Consider the following 17,027-nt stretch of genomic DNA (forward strand, 5'->3'; position numbering starts at 1 on the left):
GACACACCATGCAGATACTCCTCTCCTGCGCCAAGACGATGTCCTCCGAGGGCTCCTTTGCGGCGCCCCGCACAACCGCCCCGCGCTTTCTCCGCGAGGCCGAAGAGCTGGCTGCCCGCATGGCCGCCCTGACGACCGACGAGCTGGCCCGCCTGCTGCGCGTGAACGGCACCCTGGCGGCCGAGAACCGGCAGCGCTACCTCCGCTTCCACGACCCCGACGGCGAGGCCGTAGCCGCGCTGGCCGCCTACACGGGCATTGTCTTCCGCCACATCGCCCCCGAGCGCTTCACGGCCGACGACCTGCACTATGCCCAGCAGCACCTCCACATCACCTCGTTCCTCTACGGACTGCTGCGGCCGCTCGACGCCATCCGCCCCTACCGGCTCGAGGGCGACGTGCGGCTGCCGGGGCTCGACGAGCCGCTCTTCGACTTCTGGCGCACGCGGCTGACCGACCCCCTCATCGAGCAGGTGTGGGCCGACGACGGCGTGCTGGTCAATCTGGCCAGCGCCGAGATGAAGCGTCTCTTCGACTGGAAGCGCCTCAGCCGCGAGGTGCGGGTGGTGACCCCCGAATTCCGCATCCGCGAAGGGGAGCGGCTGCGCACCGTGGTCGTCTATACGAAGATGTGCCGCGGCGAGATGACCCGTCGGCTGCTCTGCGGCCGGCTGCGCGAGCCCGACGAGCTGAAGGACTTCGACTGGGAGGGGTTCCGCTTCGACCCGGCGGCAAGCCGCGGCGACAGCTGGTGCTTCACGCTCGGATAGCAACCCGGCGGCGCGGCGGCGAGCAAACAAAGATTTCGCGGCAACCCGGCGGCAAGCAAACAAAGGTCCCGCAGCATCCCGGCGGCGCGAAAACAGTCCGGAAACAACGCGGCAGCAACCTGGCAGCACGGCGGCGCCTCCCGCCCGGACAGCATCCCGGCGGCGCGAAAACAGTCCGGGAATAGCGCGGCAGCAACCCGGCGCACGCACACCTCCCTCAGCCGCAGATACGAACAAGGGCGGCATCGACTCTTCCCCGATGGGAAGGAGCGATGCCGCCCTGTTTTGTCGTATGGTCCGCGCCGCCGCTACCGTCCGAGCAGCGCGCGCAGAATCGCCTCCTCGTCGTAGCCGCAGAGGGCGTAGAGTTGGGCCGGCGTGCCGTGCTCGACCCATGCGTCGCCCACGCCGAGCGCATGCACCTCGACCTGGTAGCCGCGCCGGTTGAAGAAGGCCGCAACGGCCTCGCCCACACCGCCGCGCAGCGAGCCGTCCTCGACGGTCACCACCCGCTTGAAGGTGCGTCCCACCTCGTCGAGCAGCTCCTCGTCGAGCGGCTTGACGAAGCGCAGGTCGTAGTGTGCCGCCTCGACCCCCTCGCGGGCGGCCCGTTCGGCGGCGCGGGCCGCAAAGTTGCCCACCGGACCGACCGTGAGCAGCGCCACGTCGCGCCCCTCGCGCAGCCGCCGGCCGCGCCCCACGGGAAGCGTCTCGAAGGGGCAGCCACGCCACGGGGCGCCGACTCCGTTGCCGCGCGGATAGCGGAGCATGAAGGGTCCGCCCCACTGCAGCGCCGTGTACATCATGTTGCGCAGCTCCGTCTCGTTCATCGGCGCGGCGATGACCAGCCCGGGAACGGTGGCGAAGGCGACCATGTCGAACAGACCGTGGTGCGTCACGCCGTCCTCGCCCACGATGCCGCCCCGGTCGAGGCACAGCACCACGGGCAGATGCTGTATGGCCACGTCGTGAATCACATTGTCGTAGGCGCGCTGCATGAAGGTCGAGTAGATGTTGCAGAAGGGGACCATCCCCGCGGCGGCCAGACCGGCCGAGAAGGTGACGGCGTGGCCCTCGGCGATGCCCACGTCGAAGCAGCGCTCGGGCATCTCGCGCATGAGGATGTTCATCGAGCAGCCCGAGGGCATGGCCGGCGTGATGCCCACCACGCGCCGGTCGAGCCGCGCCAGGTCGAGGAGCGTCTCGCCGAAGACATCCTGGTAGCGCGCCGTGCCCGACGGTGAGACGATGCGCTCGCCCGTATCGAGGTTGAAGCGCCCCGGGGCGTGCCATACGGGCTGGTCGTGCTCGGCCGGCAGGTAGCCCTTGCCCTTGACCGTCATGACGTGGAGCAGCTTCGGGCCGCCGATGTCGTGCAGGCCGCGCAGCGTGCGCACCAGCTCCTTGAGGTTGTGGCCGTCGACCGGGCCGAAGTAGCGGAAGTTGAGGCTCTCGAAGAGGTTGCTCTTGTTGAGCAGCCCCTGCTTGATGGCGTTGCCCGTCTTCTGGCAGAGGCGCAGCAGCCGCGGCGTATGCGACAGCACGCCCCAGAGCCGCTGCTTGAGGCGGTTGTAGTGGACCGAGGTCGAAATCTTGAGCAGGTAGTTCTTCAGCGCGCCGGTGGCCTGGTCGATGGCCATGTTGTTGTCGTTGAGAATCACCAGCAGGTCGGTGCCCTTGCTCGCCCCGGCGTTGTTGAGCCCCTCGAAGGCCAGACCGCCCGTCATGGCGCCGTCGCCGATGACGGCCACCACCTTGCGCCGCTCGCCCCGCAGCTCGGCGGCCTTGGCCATGCCGAAGGCGGCCGAAATCGAGACCGAGGCGTGGCCCCCGCCGAAGGCGTCGTACTCGCTCTCGGCCATGCGCGGGAAGCCGCTGATGCCCCCCAGCTGCCGCTTGTGGCGGAAGGCCTCGCGGCGGCCGGTGATGATTTTGTGGGGATAGGTCTGGTGTCCCACGTCCCAGACAATCTTGTCGTCGGGCGTGTCGTAGACGTAGTGGAGCGCCGCGGCAAGCTCCACGGCACCGAGGCTCGAGGCCAGGTGGCCGGGGTTGACCGAGCACTGTTCGATGATATAGTGGCGCAGCTCGTCGCAATAGCGGCGCAGCTCCTCTTCGGAGAGGCGCTTCAGGTCGCGCGGCGAGTCGACTTTGTCAAGCAGTTTGTAGTAATCGGAAGGCATGTCTGTACAAAAGCTGTACAAAGATAGTGATTTTTGCGAAACGCGTGCATGCCGGCCCCATTTTCGCCCGGCGGAGGCGCACCGCCGAATTTCATTCCTCCCTTTTCGTGGACGTTTTTGTCGCGGGAAGCGGATTTTTTCGTATCTTTGGAAAAGAGCGCATGCGGTGTGCCGCAGCAGCCTCCGACGGTGTGGCGCAACACGCCGCACGTCTGCAACAGCAGCCGCTTCAGAACAGAACCCCAAACCATCCGCCCATGACCCGAAACGCCTCCGGCAGCGGAACCGAGCATCCCGCTTCCGCCGACAAACAGCCCCCGCGCAGGGACGCGGAGCAGCCCGAACGGCTCATCGTCCGCATCACCCGCTACCAGCCCTTCATCGACATCGTCTCCGACCGCCGCAAGATTGTCAACGCAGCGCTGCTCATCACGCTCGTCACCTGCCTGATTTTCATGGCACTGCTGGCCATCGTCCTCACCGTCAAGCGCATCTACCCCTACAACGACATCCAGACCAACGCACTGGGAGCCATGACCATCAAGGATGAGGACAAGGAGGTGACCTACTGGCTCTTCAACACCGCCGAGCTCTGGGCCAACTCGGGCATCGCCGTCAAGCGGGGCGACGTGCTGACCATCCGCGCCTCGGGCCTCTCGCACTCGGCCATCCACCACCTGCAGGAGGACACCGAGAACAACAGCCGTCTGCGCGACCCGTGGAGCGACACCGAAGGGTTCCACGCCTCGGCGCAGCGCGACCCGCTGCGGGCCAGGTGGCGCATCATTCCCCAGCAGAAGCAGGATGCGCTGCTCATGCAGGTCATCCCGGGCGGCATCGCCAACAGCGGCACGGTCGACGTGCGCCATCTGACCGCCTTCTCGCTCACGGAGGACGGTGCGCACGAGACCAACGACCTCTACCTGATTGGCAAGGAGCGTACGGAGCTCCACATCAACCAGGACGGCATCCTCCATTTCGCCGTCAACGACATCGTGCTGACCCCCGACATCATCTACGAGATGGTGCTCGACAACCTCCACTGCATCGGAGGCGCCGAGCCGGCCGTCGACCGCTTCATCCGGGAGTTCCGCGCGCAGCATCCCGCCGGGCAGGGGTGGAACTTCGACAAGTCGCGCGAGCGGAACTTCCGCCTCTTCGAGGCGCTCGGCAAGGAGCCTGCTCTCTGTGCGCTCTACCGGGCGCGCAACGGCGCGTGCTACAACTTCGGCCCCTATCCCGCCCTCGACGGGCAGGAGCCCTGCAACACGCTTTCGCGCAACGAGATGAGCTACTACAACGAACAACGGTACTACAACGCGTGGTACGACGACAACGTGGGGTCGTTCCTCATCGTCGTCGAACGCAAAAAATAGCGGGCCATGAAACATCTGCGCGAAGTATTGCAGGCGGTTTCCCCGCGGAAACGGCTGCGCGACCTCTCCATCGAGGAGGAAGACCTGCTCAACGCCGTCATCGAGCGGAGCCGCCGGGAGCAGCTCCGTCTCTGCACGCTGCTGGCACTGGCCGTCGGCTGCCTCATCTTCCTCGTCTCGCTGGCCATCTTCCTCATCCACGACGTGGTGCTCTACCGCAACGACATCGCGGTGAGCCGCACGGGGGCCCTCATGCCCCGCAAGGCCTGCCAGTGCGAACAGGCGCTCTATCTGTTCAACACCTCGCAGCTCTGGGCCGACACCGGCATCACCCTCAACGAGGGCGACCGCGTCAAGATTTCGGTCTCGGGCGCCTTCCACAGCTCGCTGCCCCAGCTCGTGCGGGCCGCACGCGAAAACCGACGCCCGCCCTACGCCTGGCTGGACGCCTCCGCCGCGGACGAGCAGCGCTTCGTCGACACCGACTCGCTGCGGGAGGAGCCGGGCGGAGGCGCCGGAACGGGCCGGCAGCCCTCCGTCGTGGCCGGAAGCGAGGAGTGCATCGTCCCCGAAGCCTGCTTCGGCGCAATTCTCTACCAGATTGTCCCCGACGCGGAGCCCTGCAGCTCGGACCACACCGCCGCCGGTTTTGCGGAGCGCGTCCAGGTGCTGAGCCCCGACCAGGGACGCGAATTCCGCCCCGTGACCCGAAGCGGGACCCTCTATCTGGCCGTCAACGACATCTACCTCAACGACTCAATCATCGAACGGCACGAACGGGCCAACCGCCTGGCCGCACAGCGCTTCTTCGAGCGGCACGCAATGGCGCACGACGGCGACACGACCCTCCTCGAAAAGCCCCTGGCCGGCGACCCGAAGCTCATCGACGCCTTCCTCGCCGAGAGCGGAATCGAGCTCTACCACCGCCCCCATCGGGACACGCTCCTCTTCGCAGGGTGGCGCTTCCGCGACTACTTCCGCCACAACCGCGAGGTCTGGTTCAGCGACAACCTCGGACAGGTCGCCCTCTCGGTCGACATCCGCCGCCGCATCCGCTTCTACAGCCACGCGCTCTGGTACCGCAGCCTCGAGACGCAGCTGGCGGCCGCCATCGACGAACGGCACGACGTCCCCGTCATACGGACCCTCGGACGATGGCTGCTGCTCATGACCGAATTCTTCATCGCCATTCCGCTGCTCTTCTTCGCACTCTCGGCCCTCGCCGCAATGCTCATCTACGCCATATCGGCTCTGCTGCTGTGGCTCATCAGAGGCTTCATGGCTCTGCCGCTCAGCATCTTGCACCGGGTCGAGCGGCGCAGGCTCCGCCGCAGGAGCCGTCCGGGCCCCTCAAATGAATGAAATGGCGCTCGATTTTTTCCGAAAAAATTTCCTATCTTCGCAAAACGATAACTGTCATCTTGCATGAAATACAGACGAATTCTTCTGAAACTGAGCGGTGAATCGCTCCAGGGTTCCCAGAAATACGGGCTCGACCCGGCACAGCTCCAGTCCTACGCCGAGCAAATCAAGGCGGCTGCGGCCGAAGGCTTCCAAATCGGCATCGTCATCGGCGGCGGCAACATCTTCCGCGGGCTGAGCGGCGCCAAGCGCGGCTTCGACCGCGTCAAGGGCGACCAGATGGGGATGCTGGCCACCATCATCAACTCGCTGGCACTCCAGTCGGCGCTCGAGGACAACGGCGTCAAGGCGCGCGTGCTCACCTCGATTCGCATGGAGCCCATCGGCGAATACTACTCCAAGGCGAAGGCCATCGAGTATCTCGAGGCGGGCGAGGTGGTCATCATCGGCGGCGGCACGTCGAACCCCTACTTTACGACCGACTCGGCGGCGGCGCTGCGCGGCATCGAAATCGAGGCCGACGTGCTGCTCAAGGGGACGCGCGTGGACGGCATCTACACGGCCGACCCCGAGAAGGACCCCACGGCCACGAAGTTCGACCGCATCTCGTTCGAGGAGGTGCTCGACCGCCGGCTGAAGGTGATGGACCTGACGGCCTTCACGCTCTGCCGCGAGAACGGGCTGGGCATCGTCGTCTTCGACATGGACACGCCGGGCAATCTGGGCAAGGTGCTTGCCGGAGAGCCCATCGGCACCGTCGTCGGACGATAACGCCGCGCTGCCGCCATGCGGAAGCGGAGCGATACCGACCCCGCCCCCAGGGGCCCGGAGTCGAAACCCGAGGTAAGGGACGCGAAGACGCAACCCGGGGCAAGGGAGCCGGAGGTACGACCCGATGCGATGACGCCGGAACCAGCTGCAAGGGACGCGGAGGCACAACCCGGGGCAAGGTACGCGGAGGCGCAACCCGGGGCAAGGTACGCGGAGGCGCAACCCGGGGCCATCCGGGAGCAGGCCGAAGAGGGCAGAGGAGGCAGAGGCCGCCGGGAGGTATGCTATCTGCGCCGCCACGCATGGGCCGTCGGCCGGCTGCTGTGCGGCGCGGGGGCGCTGGCGGTACTCGGAACGCTGCGCGGCGAGGTGCCGCTGCTCTTTGCGCTGCTGGCCCTTTGGGGCGCTGGCGAGCTCCTCTACGGAGCACTCCGCCGCCGGGAATAAGGGCGGCGAATAAAGAGGTGCAGGAAATAATAAGGGGCGCCGGGGATAAGGGATGCCGAAACCGGCACGTGACACCGGGGAGGGAAGGAACAGCCGACCCGCCGGAAGGGAGCGGAGGATGGACCAACCGCAGGGAAGGCACTCGACCCGCCGGAAACCGAGCCCAAAATGAACCAGACAACCAGACAAGAAACGAATATGGCAACAAGAACCAAAAAGAGAAGCAACAACACGCTGTGGCTCCTGCTCGTACTGCTCGTCGTCGTGGGCGCCCTGGTCTATCTGCTGCCCGATGGCGGCGAAAAGAGTACGGCCGCCGAGGGGGTGACCACCGAAACGGCCGCCGCGACGGAGGAGGAGATGCCCGTCGAGGCGACGCGCGTCCAGGTGGGCGACATGGCTCCCGACTTCACCGTCGAGATGTTCGACGGCAGCCGCACCACCCTCTCGTCGCTGCGCGGCAAGGTCGTGCTGCTCAACTTCTGGGCCACGTGGTGCCCGCCCTGCCGCAAGGAGCTGAAGCGGGTACAGCACGACGTCATCGACCGCTTTGCCGGCCGCGACTTCGTCTTCCTGCCTGTATCGCGGGGCGAGGAGCGCTCGGCCGTCGAGACCTTCCGCCGCAAGACGGGCTACACCTTCGCCATGGGACTCGACCCCGACCAGCAGGTCTACGACCTCTACGCCGAGAACTACATCCCGCGCAACTTCCTCATCGACCGCGACGGCCGGATTGTCGCCCTGAGCGTGGGCTACGAGGAGCAGGAGTTCGATGCCCTGCTGGCCAAGATTGAACAGACGCTCGGCAACTGACGGCGCAACACACTACGAACAACAATACAACAAACGCATAAAAACATGGATACCAAAACGATTCTCAACGAAGCCTCCGCACGCATGCAGAAGGCCATCGACCATCTGGAGGAGGAGCTCATCAACGTACGCGCCGGCAAGGCGTCGCCCACGGTGCTCAACGGAGTGATGGTGGACTACTTCGGTTCGCAGGTACCCGTATCGGGCGCCGCGAGCGTCACGGTTCCCGACGCGAAGACGATTCTCATCCAGCCGTGGGACAAGAAGATGCTGCGCGTGATTGAGAAGGCGATTCTCGACTCGAACATCGGACTCACCCCCTCGAACAACGGCGAGCAGATTCGCCTGACGATTCCGCCGCTGACCGAGGACCGGCGCAAGGAGCTGGTCAAGCAGGTGCGCGGTGAGGCCGAGACGGCCCGCATCAGCCTGCGCAACGCCCGCCGCGACGCGGTGGAGGCCTTCAAGAAGGCTCAGAAGGAGGGCATGCCCGAGGATGAGTCGAAGGATGGCGAGACGCAGACGCAGAAGCTGCTCGAGAAGTTCACCAAGCAGCTCGACGGCGTTCTGGAGCGCAAGGAGAAGGAAATTATGACCGTCTGAGTCAGGCCCTTCCCGAGGCAAGCTCCCGACGGGGTATCGGGCATAAGGTCGCCGCAGCCGAAGAGAGCCTGTGGCAGCCGACTGCTGCCGGAAAGGCTTCGACTCGTTGTCGAAAGACCGCCCGTCCCAGCCAACAAAACGCAAAATGAAAGCACCGCCCCTCACAATGGGGACGGTGCTTTTTTCATGTCCAGCGGTCCCGTCTCCGTGTCTGGGCCCCACCCGCCAATAGGCACCACGCCGCGGCTCGCACCAAAGGCCCGGACCGGCCGACAAGCGGACCCGCGCCGCAGCCCACATCAAGGGCCCGGCGGAGCTTCCCTTCCCGCACCCTCCATCCGAAAGCGGGCGGAACCCGGGGTATCCGCGAAGCCACCCCCCCAAAAAACGGCAGGCAGAGGCCAAACGGCATCCGGGCATGGACCTCTCCCACGCCATTCCATCCAAAGCGGACAGAAAACCGGAGGCTCCGGCAAAGGCCGCAAACAGAGGAGAAGGAGGGACGGAGGGGACGGAGGGGAAGGAGGGGAAGGAGAAAAGGGGGAAGGAAGCCAGAAAGCAGGAAAGCAGAAAAGCTGAGAAGCAGGAAGCCGGAAAGCGGGGAAGCCGGGAAGCGGGCGGAGGCATAAAAAAACGGAGGCGCACCGTCGGGTGCACCTCCGCCTGCGGCTCTCAGCAGAGCCTTGCGTATCGGAATTACTTGTTGCGGTAAATCTTCTTGTAGCCGTAGATAGCCTCGTCGCCGAGCTCCTCCTCGATACGGAGCAGCTGGTTGTACTTGGCCATACGGTCCGAACGCGACATCGAGCCGGTCTTAATCTGGCCCGAGTTGGTAGCCACGGCGATGTCGGCAATCGTCGAGTCCTCGGTCTCACCCGAACGGTGCGAGGTTACCGACGTGTAGCCGGCGCGGTGTGCCATCTCGATGGCGTCGAGCGTCTCGGTCAGCGTACCAATCTGGTTTACCTTGATGAGAATCGAGTTGGCGCAGCCCATCTCGATACCCTTCTTCAGGAAGTCGACGTTCGTTACGAAGAGGTCGTCGCCCACCAGCTGGCACTTGTCGCCGATTTCGGCCGTCAGCATCTGCCAGCCTTCCCAGTCGTTCTCCGACATACCGTCCTCAATCGAGTCGATGGGGTACTTGGCAATCAGGCCCTTGAGGTACTCTACCTGCTCCTTCGAAGTGCGCTTTGCACCCTTCTCGCCCTCGAATACCGTGTAGTCGTAGATGCCGTCCTTGTAGAACTCCGACGAAGCGCAGTCCATGCCAATCATGACATCCTTGCCCGGAACATAGCCGGCCTTCTCGATGGCCTTGATAATCGAATCCAGAGCATCCTCCGTACCGTTCAGTGCGGGAGCGAAGCCGCCCTCGTCACCTACGGCCGTCGAAAGACCGCGCTCGTGGAGCACCTTCTTGAGGTTGTGGAAGACCTCGGCGCCCATGCGCAGACCCTCCTTGAGCGAGGGAGCGCCCACGGGGCGAATCATGAACTCCTGGAATGCGATGGGGGCATCCGAGTGCGAACCGCCGTTGATGATGTTCATCATCGGAACGGGCAGCGTCTTGGCGTTGGCACCACCGATATAGCGGTAGAGGGGCATGCCGAAGTAGTCGGCAGCAGCGCGGGCCACGGCCAGCGAAACGCCCAGGATGGCGTTGGCGCCGAGGTTCGACTTGGTCTTCGTGCCGTCGAGGGCAATCATCGCCTTGTCGATGCCGACCTGGTCGGAAACGTTCATGCCGATGATGGCGGGGGCGATTACGTCGTTGACATTCTGCACGGCCTTCTGTACGCCCTTGCCCAGATAGCGGCTCTTGTCGCCGTCACGGAGCTCGAGGGCCTCGTTCTCACCCGTCGATGCGCCGCTCGGAACAGCTGCGCGACCGAAGGCGCCGGATACGGTACGAACTTCGACCTCAACGGTCGGATTGCCTCGCGAGTCGAGGATTTCCCTTGCGTGAATCTCTACAATCTGCATAGTCGTAATAATTTTATGGTTTGAATAACTTAATTTCCAATCGGTTTCGTGCGATTTGCACCGCAAAGGTACAAAATTATCGGGAAAAGAGTATTTCCTCTCCGTTATTTTTTCACACAAAGCGGGCCGCAAATTTGGCAATTCGCCGCAAATTTCTATCTTTGTTCCCCAACATCAACCCGCAAACCCTTAAAAAAACGCCTCAGGCATCCCGCCCATGCGCAAAGTTCTCTCCTTTTCCCTGCTTCTGATGCTGGGACTCGTCGCCTCGCAGCTGCTCCCCGGAGTGCTCGGCGAGGGCTACGCCGCCTTCAAGACCGGCTCCGACACGCTGCTCTACATCTGTCTGGCCTTCATCATGATAAACGTCGGACGTGAGTTCGAAATCGACAAGTCGCGCTGGAAGAGCTATACGGCCGACTACTTCATCGCCATGGCCACCGCCGCGCTGCCGTGGCTGCTCATCGCCCTCTACTACGTCTTCGTGCTGCTCCCCTCCGACCTCTGGAGCTCGCCCGAGGCGTGGAAGGAGAACCTGCTGCTGAGCCGCTTTGCGGCCCCCACCTCGGCCGGCATCCTCTTCACGATGCTGGCGGCGCTGAGCCTCAAGTCGAGCTGGATTTACCGCAAGATTCAGGTGCTGGCCATCTTCGACGACCTGGACACCATCCTGCTGATGATACCGCTGCAGATTATGATGATAGGGATGCGCTGGCAGCTCTTCGCCGTGCTGCTGGTGGTCATCGTGCTGCTCACCTTCGGCTGGCGGCGGCTCGGGCACTACGACGTGCGGCAGGACTGGAAGGCCGTGCTGGGTTACGCCGTGGTGGTCTTCGCCGCCACGCAGATGGTCTATCTGGTGACCAAGCACCTCTACGGCCCCGAGCACAGCATCCACATCGAGGTGCTGCTGCCGGCCTTCGTGACGGGCATGGTCATGCGCCACCGCCACATCGACACCCCCGCCGAGCAGCGCGCCTCGACCGGCGTCTCGTTCCTCTTCATGTTCCTCGTCGGGCTGAGCATGCCGCTGGTCACCGGGGCGCCCCATCCGGTCGAGAGCCTCGCCGGAGGCCACTCGGTCACCGGTTCGCAGCCCGTCATGCCGTGGGGCATCATGCTGCTCCACGTGGTGGCCGTCTCGGCGCTCTCGAACCTGGGCAAGCTCGTGCCGATGTTCTTCTACCGCGACCGACGCAAGAGCGAGCGTCTGGCCCTCTCGATTGGCATGTTCACCCGCGGCGAGGTGGGAGCCGGCGTCATCTTCATCGCCCTGGGCTACAATCTGGGCGGCCCGGCGCTGATTATCTCGGCGCTGACGCTCGTGCTGAACCTCATCCTCACGGGCGGATTCGTCGTCTGGGTCAAGCGGCTGGCGCTGCGCTCGGCCGCACCCGAGGAAGGCCCCGCAGCGGGCTCCGAAACGGCCGCCTGAGCCCAGCTCTACCGCCCGCGCCCGACCGACCTGCCGGTACGGACTTGCCGACCGGTACAACCGACCTTCATCGATGCGGCCTCGCCGCCCCCGCCTCGGGCAGGGCAACGTTCCCGACCGACCGGCTTCCTCCAACATAGGCATAAAAAGCCCCGGACCCTGCTGCGGGTCCGGGGCTTTTTCCTCGAAGTCCGGGGCTTTTCCCTCGGAGTGCGGGATACGCACGGCCGCCAAGATGCGGCATGCGGCACGCCCGGGGGTTCTTCTTCGGGATGCCGCAGCCGGCGCGACCTGTTCAGAGCACCGCCCCGGCGCAACCTGCTCGGAGCGACGCGCCGGGGCCGGGGCGCCGTTCTCAGAGCGCCGTAAGGCGGTAGTCGCCGGCACGCTCCGCAACCACACGCTGCAGCTGCTCAGCCGTGATGACCTCGGCGCAGCGCACCGTCGCCACGGGCGGCTCCAGCGTCACGCTGGCCTGAACGCCCTCGATGGAGTTGAGCGCCTGCTCGACATGCGTCCGGCAGTGGTTGCACATCATCCCTTCGACCTTGAATTTCATCTCTTTTTCCATAATATTCCTGTTTTGATTGTTTGTTGACTCCGTGTCAATCGTCCGCTCCGAAGAGGCACCCTCGGCCGGGGCCTGCCCGGAGGGCTCTTTACGCGCCGTGCACTCCTGCGCCCGGGCCGTAGAGGGCTCCACCGGGCAGACTGCCGCAGCAGGCTCCGCCGGACGCTCCTTCCCGGCCTGAACCGGACATTCCCTCTCCGCAGACATCTCCGCAGTCGGGCGCTCCTCTTCGACAGGCTCTTCGGCCGGCTCATCCGCCGGGGAGAGCGAGCCGCGGCGCAGCCGGAGGCTGTTGGTCACCACGCTGACGCTGCTCAGCGCCATCGCCGCGCCGCCAATCATCGGGTCGAGCAGGAATCCGCAGCAGGGGTAGAGCACGCCGGCCGCAATGGGGACCGCCGTCAGGTTGTAGATGAAGGCCCAGAAGAGGTTCTCGCGGATGGTGCGCCGCGTCCGCTGCGAGAGGGTCATCAGCTCGTCGACCTTGCCCAGGTCGGGGGTCAGCACGGTCACCATCGCCGCATCCATCGCAATGTCGCTGCCGCTGCCCATCGCCACGCTGAGGTCGGCGGCCGCCAGTGCGGCGCTGTCGTTGATGCCGTCGCCGACCATCGCCACGCGGTGCCCGGCGGCCTGCAGCTGCCGCACGAAGTCGCACTTACGGTCGGGCAGCACCCCCGCCTCGACCCGCTCGATGCCGACGGCGCGGGCCACGGCACGGGCGGCATCCGAACGGTCGCCCGTGAGCATCCACACCTCGACGCCCCGCCGCCGCAGCCGCTCCACCGCCCGGCGCGAACCGGGCCGCACGCGGTCGGTGACGGCCAGCAGCGCCAGCGCACGCCGCTCGTCGGCGAACCACACCAGACTCTTCGCCTCGCGGCTCCACGACCCGGCCCGGCGGAGCATCGCCTCGTCGGGCTCGATGCCCGCCTCGCGCAGCATCGCCTCGCTGCCGACCCGATAGCGGCTCCCCGCAACGCTTCCCGCAACGCCGCGGCCGGCCTGCGTCTCGAAGTGCTCCACCTCGAGGCGCTGCCGCTCGCCCAGCGAACGGGCCACCGCCTCCGAGAGCGGATGCTCCGAGCGGAGCGTGAGGGCGCTGAGCACGTCGCGCAGGCGCTCCTCCTCATCGGCCGGCAGTTCGGCCCAAAGGGCGTCGCTCACCTCGGGATGCCCCTCGGTGAGGGTTCCCGTCTTGTCGAGCACCACCGTGTCAATGCGTCCGGCCGTCTCGAGGCTCTCGGCGTCGCGCACCAGAATGCCCGCCTCGGCCCCCTTGCCGACACCCACCATCACGGCCGTCGGCGTGGCCAGCCCCAGGGCGCAGGGGCAGGCAATCACCAGCACCGTCACCGCCGCCAGCACCCCGTGCGAGAAGCCCTCCTCGGGGGCCAGGAGCCACCATGCGGCAAAGGAGAGGAGCGCCACGGCGAAGATGACCGGCACGAAGACGCGGGCGACGCGGTCGACCAGTTGCTCGACCGGCGAGCGGCTCCCCTGCGCCTCGCGCACCGCACGGACGATGTGGGCCAGCAGCGTCGCATCGCCGCGCCGCGTCACCTCGAAGCGGAAGCTGCCGCTGCCGTTGACCGTGCCGGCAAAGACGCGGTCGCCCGGATGTTTGGCACTGGGAAGCGGTTCGCCCGTGAGCAGGCTCTCGTCGACGTGCGACCCGCCGGAGATGACCCGGCCGTCGGCCGCCAGCCGCTCGCCCGCACGCACCTCGACCACGTCGCCCGGCTGCAGCGCCGCCAGGGGGATGAGCTCCACCCCGTCCGGCCGCTCGACGCGCACCGTTGCGGGCTGCAGTCCGCTCAGCTTGCGCACGGCATCCGAGGCGCTCCGGCGGGCCCTCATCTCGAGCATCCGCCCCAACAGGATGAAGGCCACCACGACGCTAGCGGACTCGAAATAGAGGTGCGGCTGGACCCCCCGTTCGAGCCAGAAGCGGGGGAAGAGAAGGTTGAAGATGCTGAAGAGGTAGGCCACTCCGGTGCTGGCCGCCACGAGCGTGTCCATGTTGGCGGCGCCGTGGCGGAGCTGGCGCCAGGCGCGGCGGAAGAAGCCGCCGCCCAGCACGAAGACCACCGGTGTCGAGAGCAGCCACAGCAGGTAACCGGCCCACGGCTGTCCTCCCCAGACCATTCCGACGACCGCCACGGGCACCGCCAGAGAGAGGGCCCACACGGCACGGCGGCGCAGCGCACGGTATTCGGCTTCGCGTTCGCGCTCGGCGGCGTCGAACGCCTCGCCCTCGCTGGAGAGAAGCAGGTCGTAGCCCGCCTCCTGCACCACGCGGCGCAAGGTCTCGGGGGTGCAGAGCGCCGGGTCGTAGCGGACGCCGGCCGTTGAGGCGGCATAGTTGACCGAGGCCTCGGCGACCCCCTCCTGACGGCGGAGCACCTGCCCCACCCGTGCGGCGCAGGCCGCACAGCTCATGCCCGAAACGGGGAAGACCGCATCGACGGTGCGGTTTTTTGACGAATTCATGGATGCACGTTGTTTCATACGCCGGCAAAGATAGGTAACTGGCGGCGTTGACTCGTTACAGAATCATGGATAAGATTTATATCCGGCCGGAAAAGGGCGCCGAAGTGGAAGGGCGAAAAGAGAGGGAAAGAGTGGAAGAGGGGAAGAGGGGCGGAAAGGCCGGGGAAAATCGGAGGGGCGGACAGGCGTCACTTCACCTTGTCGAGCGGCAGGCGGGGGTGGGTGCCGAGGCGGCGGAAGGCGCTTGGCGTGAGGCCCGTTTCGCGGCGGAACTGCGCGCTCAGATGGGCTACGCTCGAGTAGTGGAGCAGGTCGGCGATTTCACCCACGGTGAGCTCCCCCTCGGAGAGCAGCTCCTTGACCCGTTCGATTTTCTGGGCAATGCAGTAACGCTCGATGGTGGTGCCGCACGCCTCGGTGAAGTGCTTGCTCAGCAGGCTGTAGTCGGCATGGCAGCGGCGGGCGAGGTAGTCCGAGAGGTTGACGCGGGCGGCCGAGGCGTCGTAGTGGACCAGTTCGATGACGGCCGTGCGGATTTGCTCGACCAGCCGCTCGCGCGGGTCGTCGAGAAGCTCGAAGCCGCACTCTTCCAGCGCCCTGCGCACCTCGTCGCGCCGGGCGGCTGGCAGCGGTTCGGCCAGCTCGGCCTCGCCCAGCTCCACGCGCACGGGGTGCAGCCCCAGCCGCTCGAGCAGCCGGGTGACCACCATCACGCAGCGGTCGCAGACCATGTTCTTGATAGAAAGGATATGCGTTTCGTCCATCGTTTCGTGGCGCCGCCTGCCAGAGAGGCGGCCCTCCGTGCAAAGATACGTTTTTTCGCCACACCGCACCGGCTGTACCCGCCGGAATGGGGCCGCACCACACCGGAGCCGTCTCACCGCACCGGGACTGCCGGCTCCGGAAGGGGCTGCCAGCTGCGCCTACCCGGGATGAGGCCGCCTCGCCCTACGGCATGAGCAGCGACGAGTCGCCGTAGCTCAGGAAGCGGAAGTCGTGCTTCAGGGCGTAGTCGTAAATCCGCCGCCAGTCGTCGCCCACGAAGGCCGAGACGAGCAGCAGCAGCGTCGACTTGGGCTGGTGGAAGTTGGTGACCATGCGGCTCACAATCCGGAAGTGGTAGTCGAGCGGCGTAATCATAATCCGGGTGGCCGCCTTGATGCGGTCGACGCCCCGGGCATCCATCCACCCGAGCAGCGTCTCGAGCGCCTCGCGCCCCGTGAAGGAGGCGGGGATGTCGTAGAGCTCCCACTGCCCGATGACCCGGTCGGCATCGGGCTCCCCTCCGCAGCGGATGCGCCACGCCAGGGCCGGCAGCGACTCGAGCGTCCGCACCGAGGTGGTCCCCACGGCGGTGATGTCGCCCCAGCGGTCGAGCAGCCGGACGACGGTCGTCCGCCGCACCTCGAAGTGCTCGGTATGCATCGGGTGACGCGCCGCATCGTCGTCCTTGACCGGCAGGAAGGTCCCCGCCCCGACGTGGAGCGTCACCTCCTCGAACTCGAAGCCCCGGGCCTTCATCCGCCCGATGAGCTCCTCCGTAAAGTGCAGCCCGGCGGTGGGGGCGGCCACCGACCCCTCGAACTTCGAGTAGACGGTCTGGTAGCGCGTGTTGTCAATCTCCTCGCTCTCGCGGTTCAGGTAGGGCGGTATGGGGATGCGGCCCAGCGTCTCGAGCAGCTGTCCGAAGGTCATGTCGGCCGACCACTCGAAGCGCACCCGCTGCTCGCGGCCCCCCTCTCCCACGCGCCAGGCGCGCAGGTACTCGGCGCGGCCCTCGTGGTCGAAGTTGATTTCGACGTACCCCTCCTTCCACTTCTTGAGGTTGCCCACGATGCACGACCACTCGCAGCTCCCCTTCACGGCGAAGGCGCGCTCGTAGTCGGCCGGCTCGCAGGGCTCGAGGCAGAAGACCTCAATGCGGGCCCCCGAGGGCTTGTGCATGATGATGCGGGCGCGGATGACCTTCGTATTGTTGAAGACCAGCAGCTGCCCGGCGGGGAGCACCTCGCCGATATCGGCGAAGCGGCGCTCCGAAATCTCGCCGTGACGGTAGACCAGCAGCTTCGAGGCGCTGCGCTCGGCAAGCGGGAACTTGGCGATGCGCTCCTCGGGCAGGTCGTAGTCGTAGCGGTTGATGTCGATATGTCGTTCCATGGCGGTCGTGTTTCTCTCGGATTCGGGGGCAAAGATACACAAAAGATGGTGAAAGAGATA

The 17,027-nt window shown here is 65.9% G+C and carries 13 protein-coding genes; 8 read left to right on the top strand and 5 right to left on the bottom strand.

All coding sequences use genetic code 11. The features are described 5' to 3' along the window. Nucleotides 1-8 precede the first annotated feature (8 nt). Nucleotides 9-770 carry a YaaA family protein gene (locus B5F90_RS06705; RefSeq protein ID WP_087362030.1) on the top strand — a complete coding sequence of 254 codons (762 nt, stop codon included), beginning with the start codon at nucleotides 9-11 and terminating at the stop codon, nucleotides 768-770. A gap of 308 nt (nucleotides 771-1,078) precedes the next feature. On the opposite strand, the gene dxs is transcribed toward B5F90_RS06705, so the two are convergent. After that, nucleotides 1,079-2,953 carry a 1-deoxy-D-xylulose-5-phosphate synthase gene (gene dxs, locus B5F90_RS06710; protein WP_087362031.1) on the bottom strand — a complete coding sequence of 625 codons (1,875 nt, stop codon included), beginning with the start codon at nucleotides 2,951-2,953 and terminating at the stop codon, nucleotides 1,079-1,081. Nucleotides 2,954-3,210: 257 nt separating this feature from the next. Here dxs and B5F90_RS06715 point away from each other — a divergent pair, with 257 nt between their 5' ends. From B5F90_RS06715 to B5F90_RS06745, 6 genes are all read left to right on the top strand, one after another. Continuing rightward, entirely contained in the window at nucleotides 3,211-4,329 is a 1,119-nt protein-coding gene (locus B5F90_RS06715) for a hypothetical protein (RefSeq protein ID WP_087362032.1), read from the top strand. Between the two features lie 6 nt (nucleotides 4,330-4,335). Further along, a complete protein-coding gene (locus B5F90_RS06720; RefSeq protein ID WP_143256120.1) occupies nucleotides 4,336-5,691 on the top strand; it encodes a hypothetical protein in 1,356 nt (451 codons plus the stop codon). 63 nt (nucleotides 5,692-5,754) lie between these two features. Then, nucleotides 5,755-6,462, top strand: coding sequence for a UMP kinase (gene pyrH / locus B5F90_RS06725; RefSeq protein WP_087362034.1), 708 nt, complete (start codon nucleotides 5,755-5,757; stop codon nucleotides 6,460-6,462). 645 nt (nucleotides 6,463-7,107) lie between these two features. Beyond that, nucleotides 7,108-7,722: a TlpA disulfide reductase family protein gene (locus B5F90_RS06735; RefSeq protein WP_087362036.1), complete on the top strand. Its 615-nt coding sequence runs from the start codon at nucleotides 7,108-7,110 to the stop codon at nucleotides 7,720-7,722. Between the two features lie 45 nt (nucleotides 7,723-7,767). Next, on the top strand, nucleotides 7,768-8,325 hold the full coding sequence (gene frr / locus B5F90_RS06740) for a ribosome recycling factor (protein ID WP_087362037.1): 558 nt from the start codon (nucleotides 7,768-7,770) through the stop codon (nucleotides 8,323-8,325). Nucleotides 8,326-8,743: 418 nt separating this feature from the next. Continuing rightward, a complete protein-coding gene (locus tag B5F90_RS06745) occupies nucleotides 8,744-9,037 on the top strand; it encodes a hypothetical protein (RefSeq protein ID WP_087362038.1) in 294 nt (97 codons plus the stop codon). On the opposite strand, the gene eno is transcribed toward B5F90_RS06745, so the two are convergent. Continuing rightward, on the bottom strand, nucleotides 9,022-10,311 hold the full coding sequence (eno, locus tag B5F90_RS06750; protein WP_087362039.1) for a phosphopyruvate hydratase: 1,290 nt from the start codon (nucleotides 10,309-10,311) through the stop codon (nucleotides 9,022-9,024). The two genes, B5F90_RS06745 and eno, sit on opposite strands and share 16 nt — an antisense overlap. A gap of 217 nt (nucleotides 10,312-10,528) precedes the next feature. On the opposite strand from eno, the gene B5F90_RS06755 reads away from it, so the two are divergent. Next, the gene (locus B5F90_RS06755) at nucleotides 10,529-11,746 is read left to right on the top strand and encodes a sodium:proton antiporter (RefSeq protein ID WP_087362040.1); all 1,218 of its coding nucleotides are present in this window, start codon (nucleotides 10,529-10,531) and stop codon (nucleotides 11,744-11,746) included. A gap of 355 nt (nucleotides 11,747-12,101) precedes the next feature. On the opposite strand, the gene B5F90_RS06760 is transcribed toward B5F90_RS06755, so the two are convergent. From B5F90_RS06760 to B5F90_RS06770, 3 genes are all read right to left on the bottom strand, one after another. Then, nucleotides 12,102-14,810 carry a heavy metal translocating P-type ATPase gene (locus B5F90_RS06760; protein WP_087362041.1) on the bottom strand — a complete coding sequence of 903 codons (2,709 nt, stop codon included), beginning with the start codon at nucleotides 14,808-14,810 and terminating at the stop codon, nucleotides 12,102-12,104. A gap of 188 nt (nucleotides 14,811-14,998) precedes the next feature. Beyond that, nucleotides 14,999-15,574 carry an AraC family transcriptional regulator gene (locus tag B5F90_RS06765; RefSeq protein WP_087362042.1) on the bottom strand — a complete coding sequence of 192 codons (576 nt, stop codon included), beginning with the start codon at nucleotides 15,572-15,574 and terminating at the stop codon, nucleotides 14,999-15,001. A 184-nt stretch (nucleotides 15,575-15,758) separates the two neighbouring features. Continuing rightward, nucleotides 15,759-16,967, bottom strand: a complete 1,209-nt coding sequence (locus B5F90_RS06770) for an S-adenosylmethionine:tRNA ribosyltransferase-isomerase (RefSeq protein WP_087362043.1) — start codon at nucleotides 16,965-16,967, stop codon at nucleotides 15,759-15,761. Between the last annotated feature and the right edge of the window lie 60 nt (nucleotides 16,968-17,027).

The organism is Alistipes sp. An31A (assembly GCF_002159425.1).
Classification (GTDB): Bacteria; Bacteroidota; Bacteroidia; order Bacteroidales; family Rikenellaceae; genus Alistipes; species Alistipes excrementigallinarum.

What these genes read in the sequence shown, in the direction of transcription:
- eno (WP_087362039.1), bottom strand. Translation starts at nt 10,311, where the DNA reads ATGCAGATTGTAGAGATTCACGCAAGGGAAATCCTCGACTCGCGAGGC.
- B5F90_RS06705 (WP_087362030.1), top strand. Translation starts at nt 9, where the DNA reads ATGCAGATACTCCTCTCCTGCGCCAAGACGATGTCCTCCGAGGGCTCC.
- frr (WP_087362037.1), top strand. Translation starts at nt 7,768, where the DNA reads ATGGATACCAAAACGATTCTCAACGAAGCCTCCGCACGCATGCAGAAG.
- B5F90_RS06735 (WP_087362036.1), top strand. Translation starts at nt 7,108, where the DNA reads ATGGCAACAAGAACCAAAAAGAGAAGCAACAACACGCTGTGGCTCCTG.
- B5F90_RS06760 (WP_087362041.1), bottom strand. Translation starts at nt 14,810, where the DNA reads ATGAATTCGTCAAAAAACCGCACCGTCGATGCGGTCTTCCCCGTTTCG.
- B5F90_RS06755 (WP_087362040.1), top strand. Translation starts at nt 10,529, where the DNA reads ATGCGCAAAGTTCTCTCCTTTTCCCTGCTTCTGATGCTGGGACTCGTC.
- dxs (WP_087362031.1), bottom strand. Translation starts at nt 2,953, where the DNA reads ATGCCTTCCGATTACTACAAACTGCTTGACAAAGTCGACTCGCCGCGC.
- B5F90_RS06715 (WP_087362032.1), top strand. Translation starts at nt 3,211, where the DNA reads ATGACCCGAAACGCCTCCGGCAGCGGAACCGAGCATCCCGCTTCCGCC.
- B5F90_RS06770 (WP_087362043.1), bottom strand. Translation starts at nt 16,967, where the DNA reads ATGGAACGACATATCGACATCAACCGCTACGACTACGACCTGCCCGAG.
- pyrH (WP_087362034.1), top strand. Translation starts at nt 5,755, where the DNA reads ATGAAATACAGACGAATTCTTCTGAAACTGAGCGGTGAATCGCTCCAG.
- B5F90_RS06765 (WP_087362042.1), bottom strand. Translation starts at nt 15,574, where the DNA reads ATGGACGAAACGCATATCCTTTCTATCAAGAACATGGTCTGCGACCGC.
- B5F90_RS06720 (WP_143256120.1), top strand. Translation starts at nt 4,336, where the DNA reads ATGAAACATCTGCGCGAAGTATTGCAGGCGGTTTCCCCGCGGAAACGG.
- B5F90_RS06745 (WP_087362038.1), top strand. Translation starts at nt 8,744, where the DNA reads ATGGACCTCTCCCACGCCATTCCATCCAAAGCGGACAGAAAACCGGAG.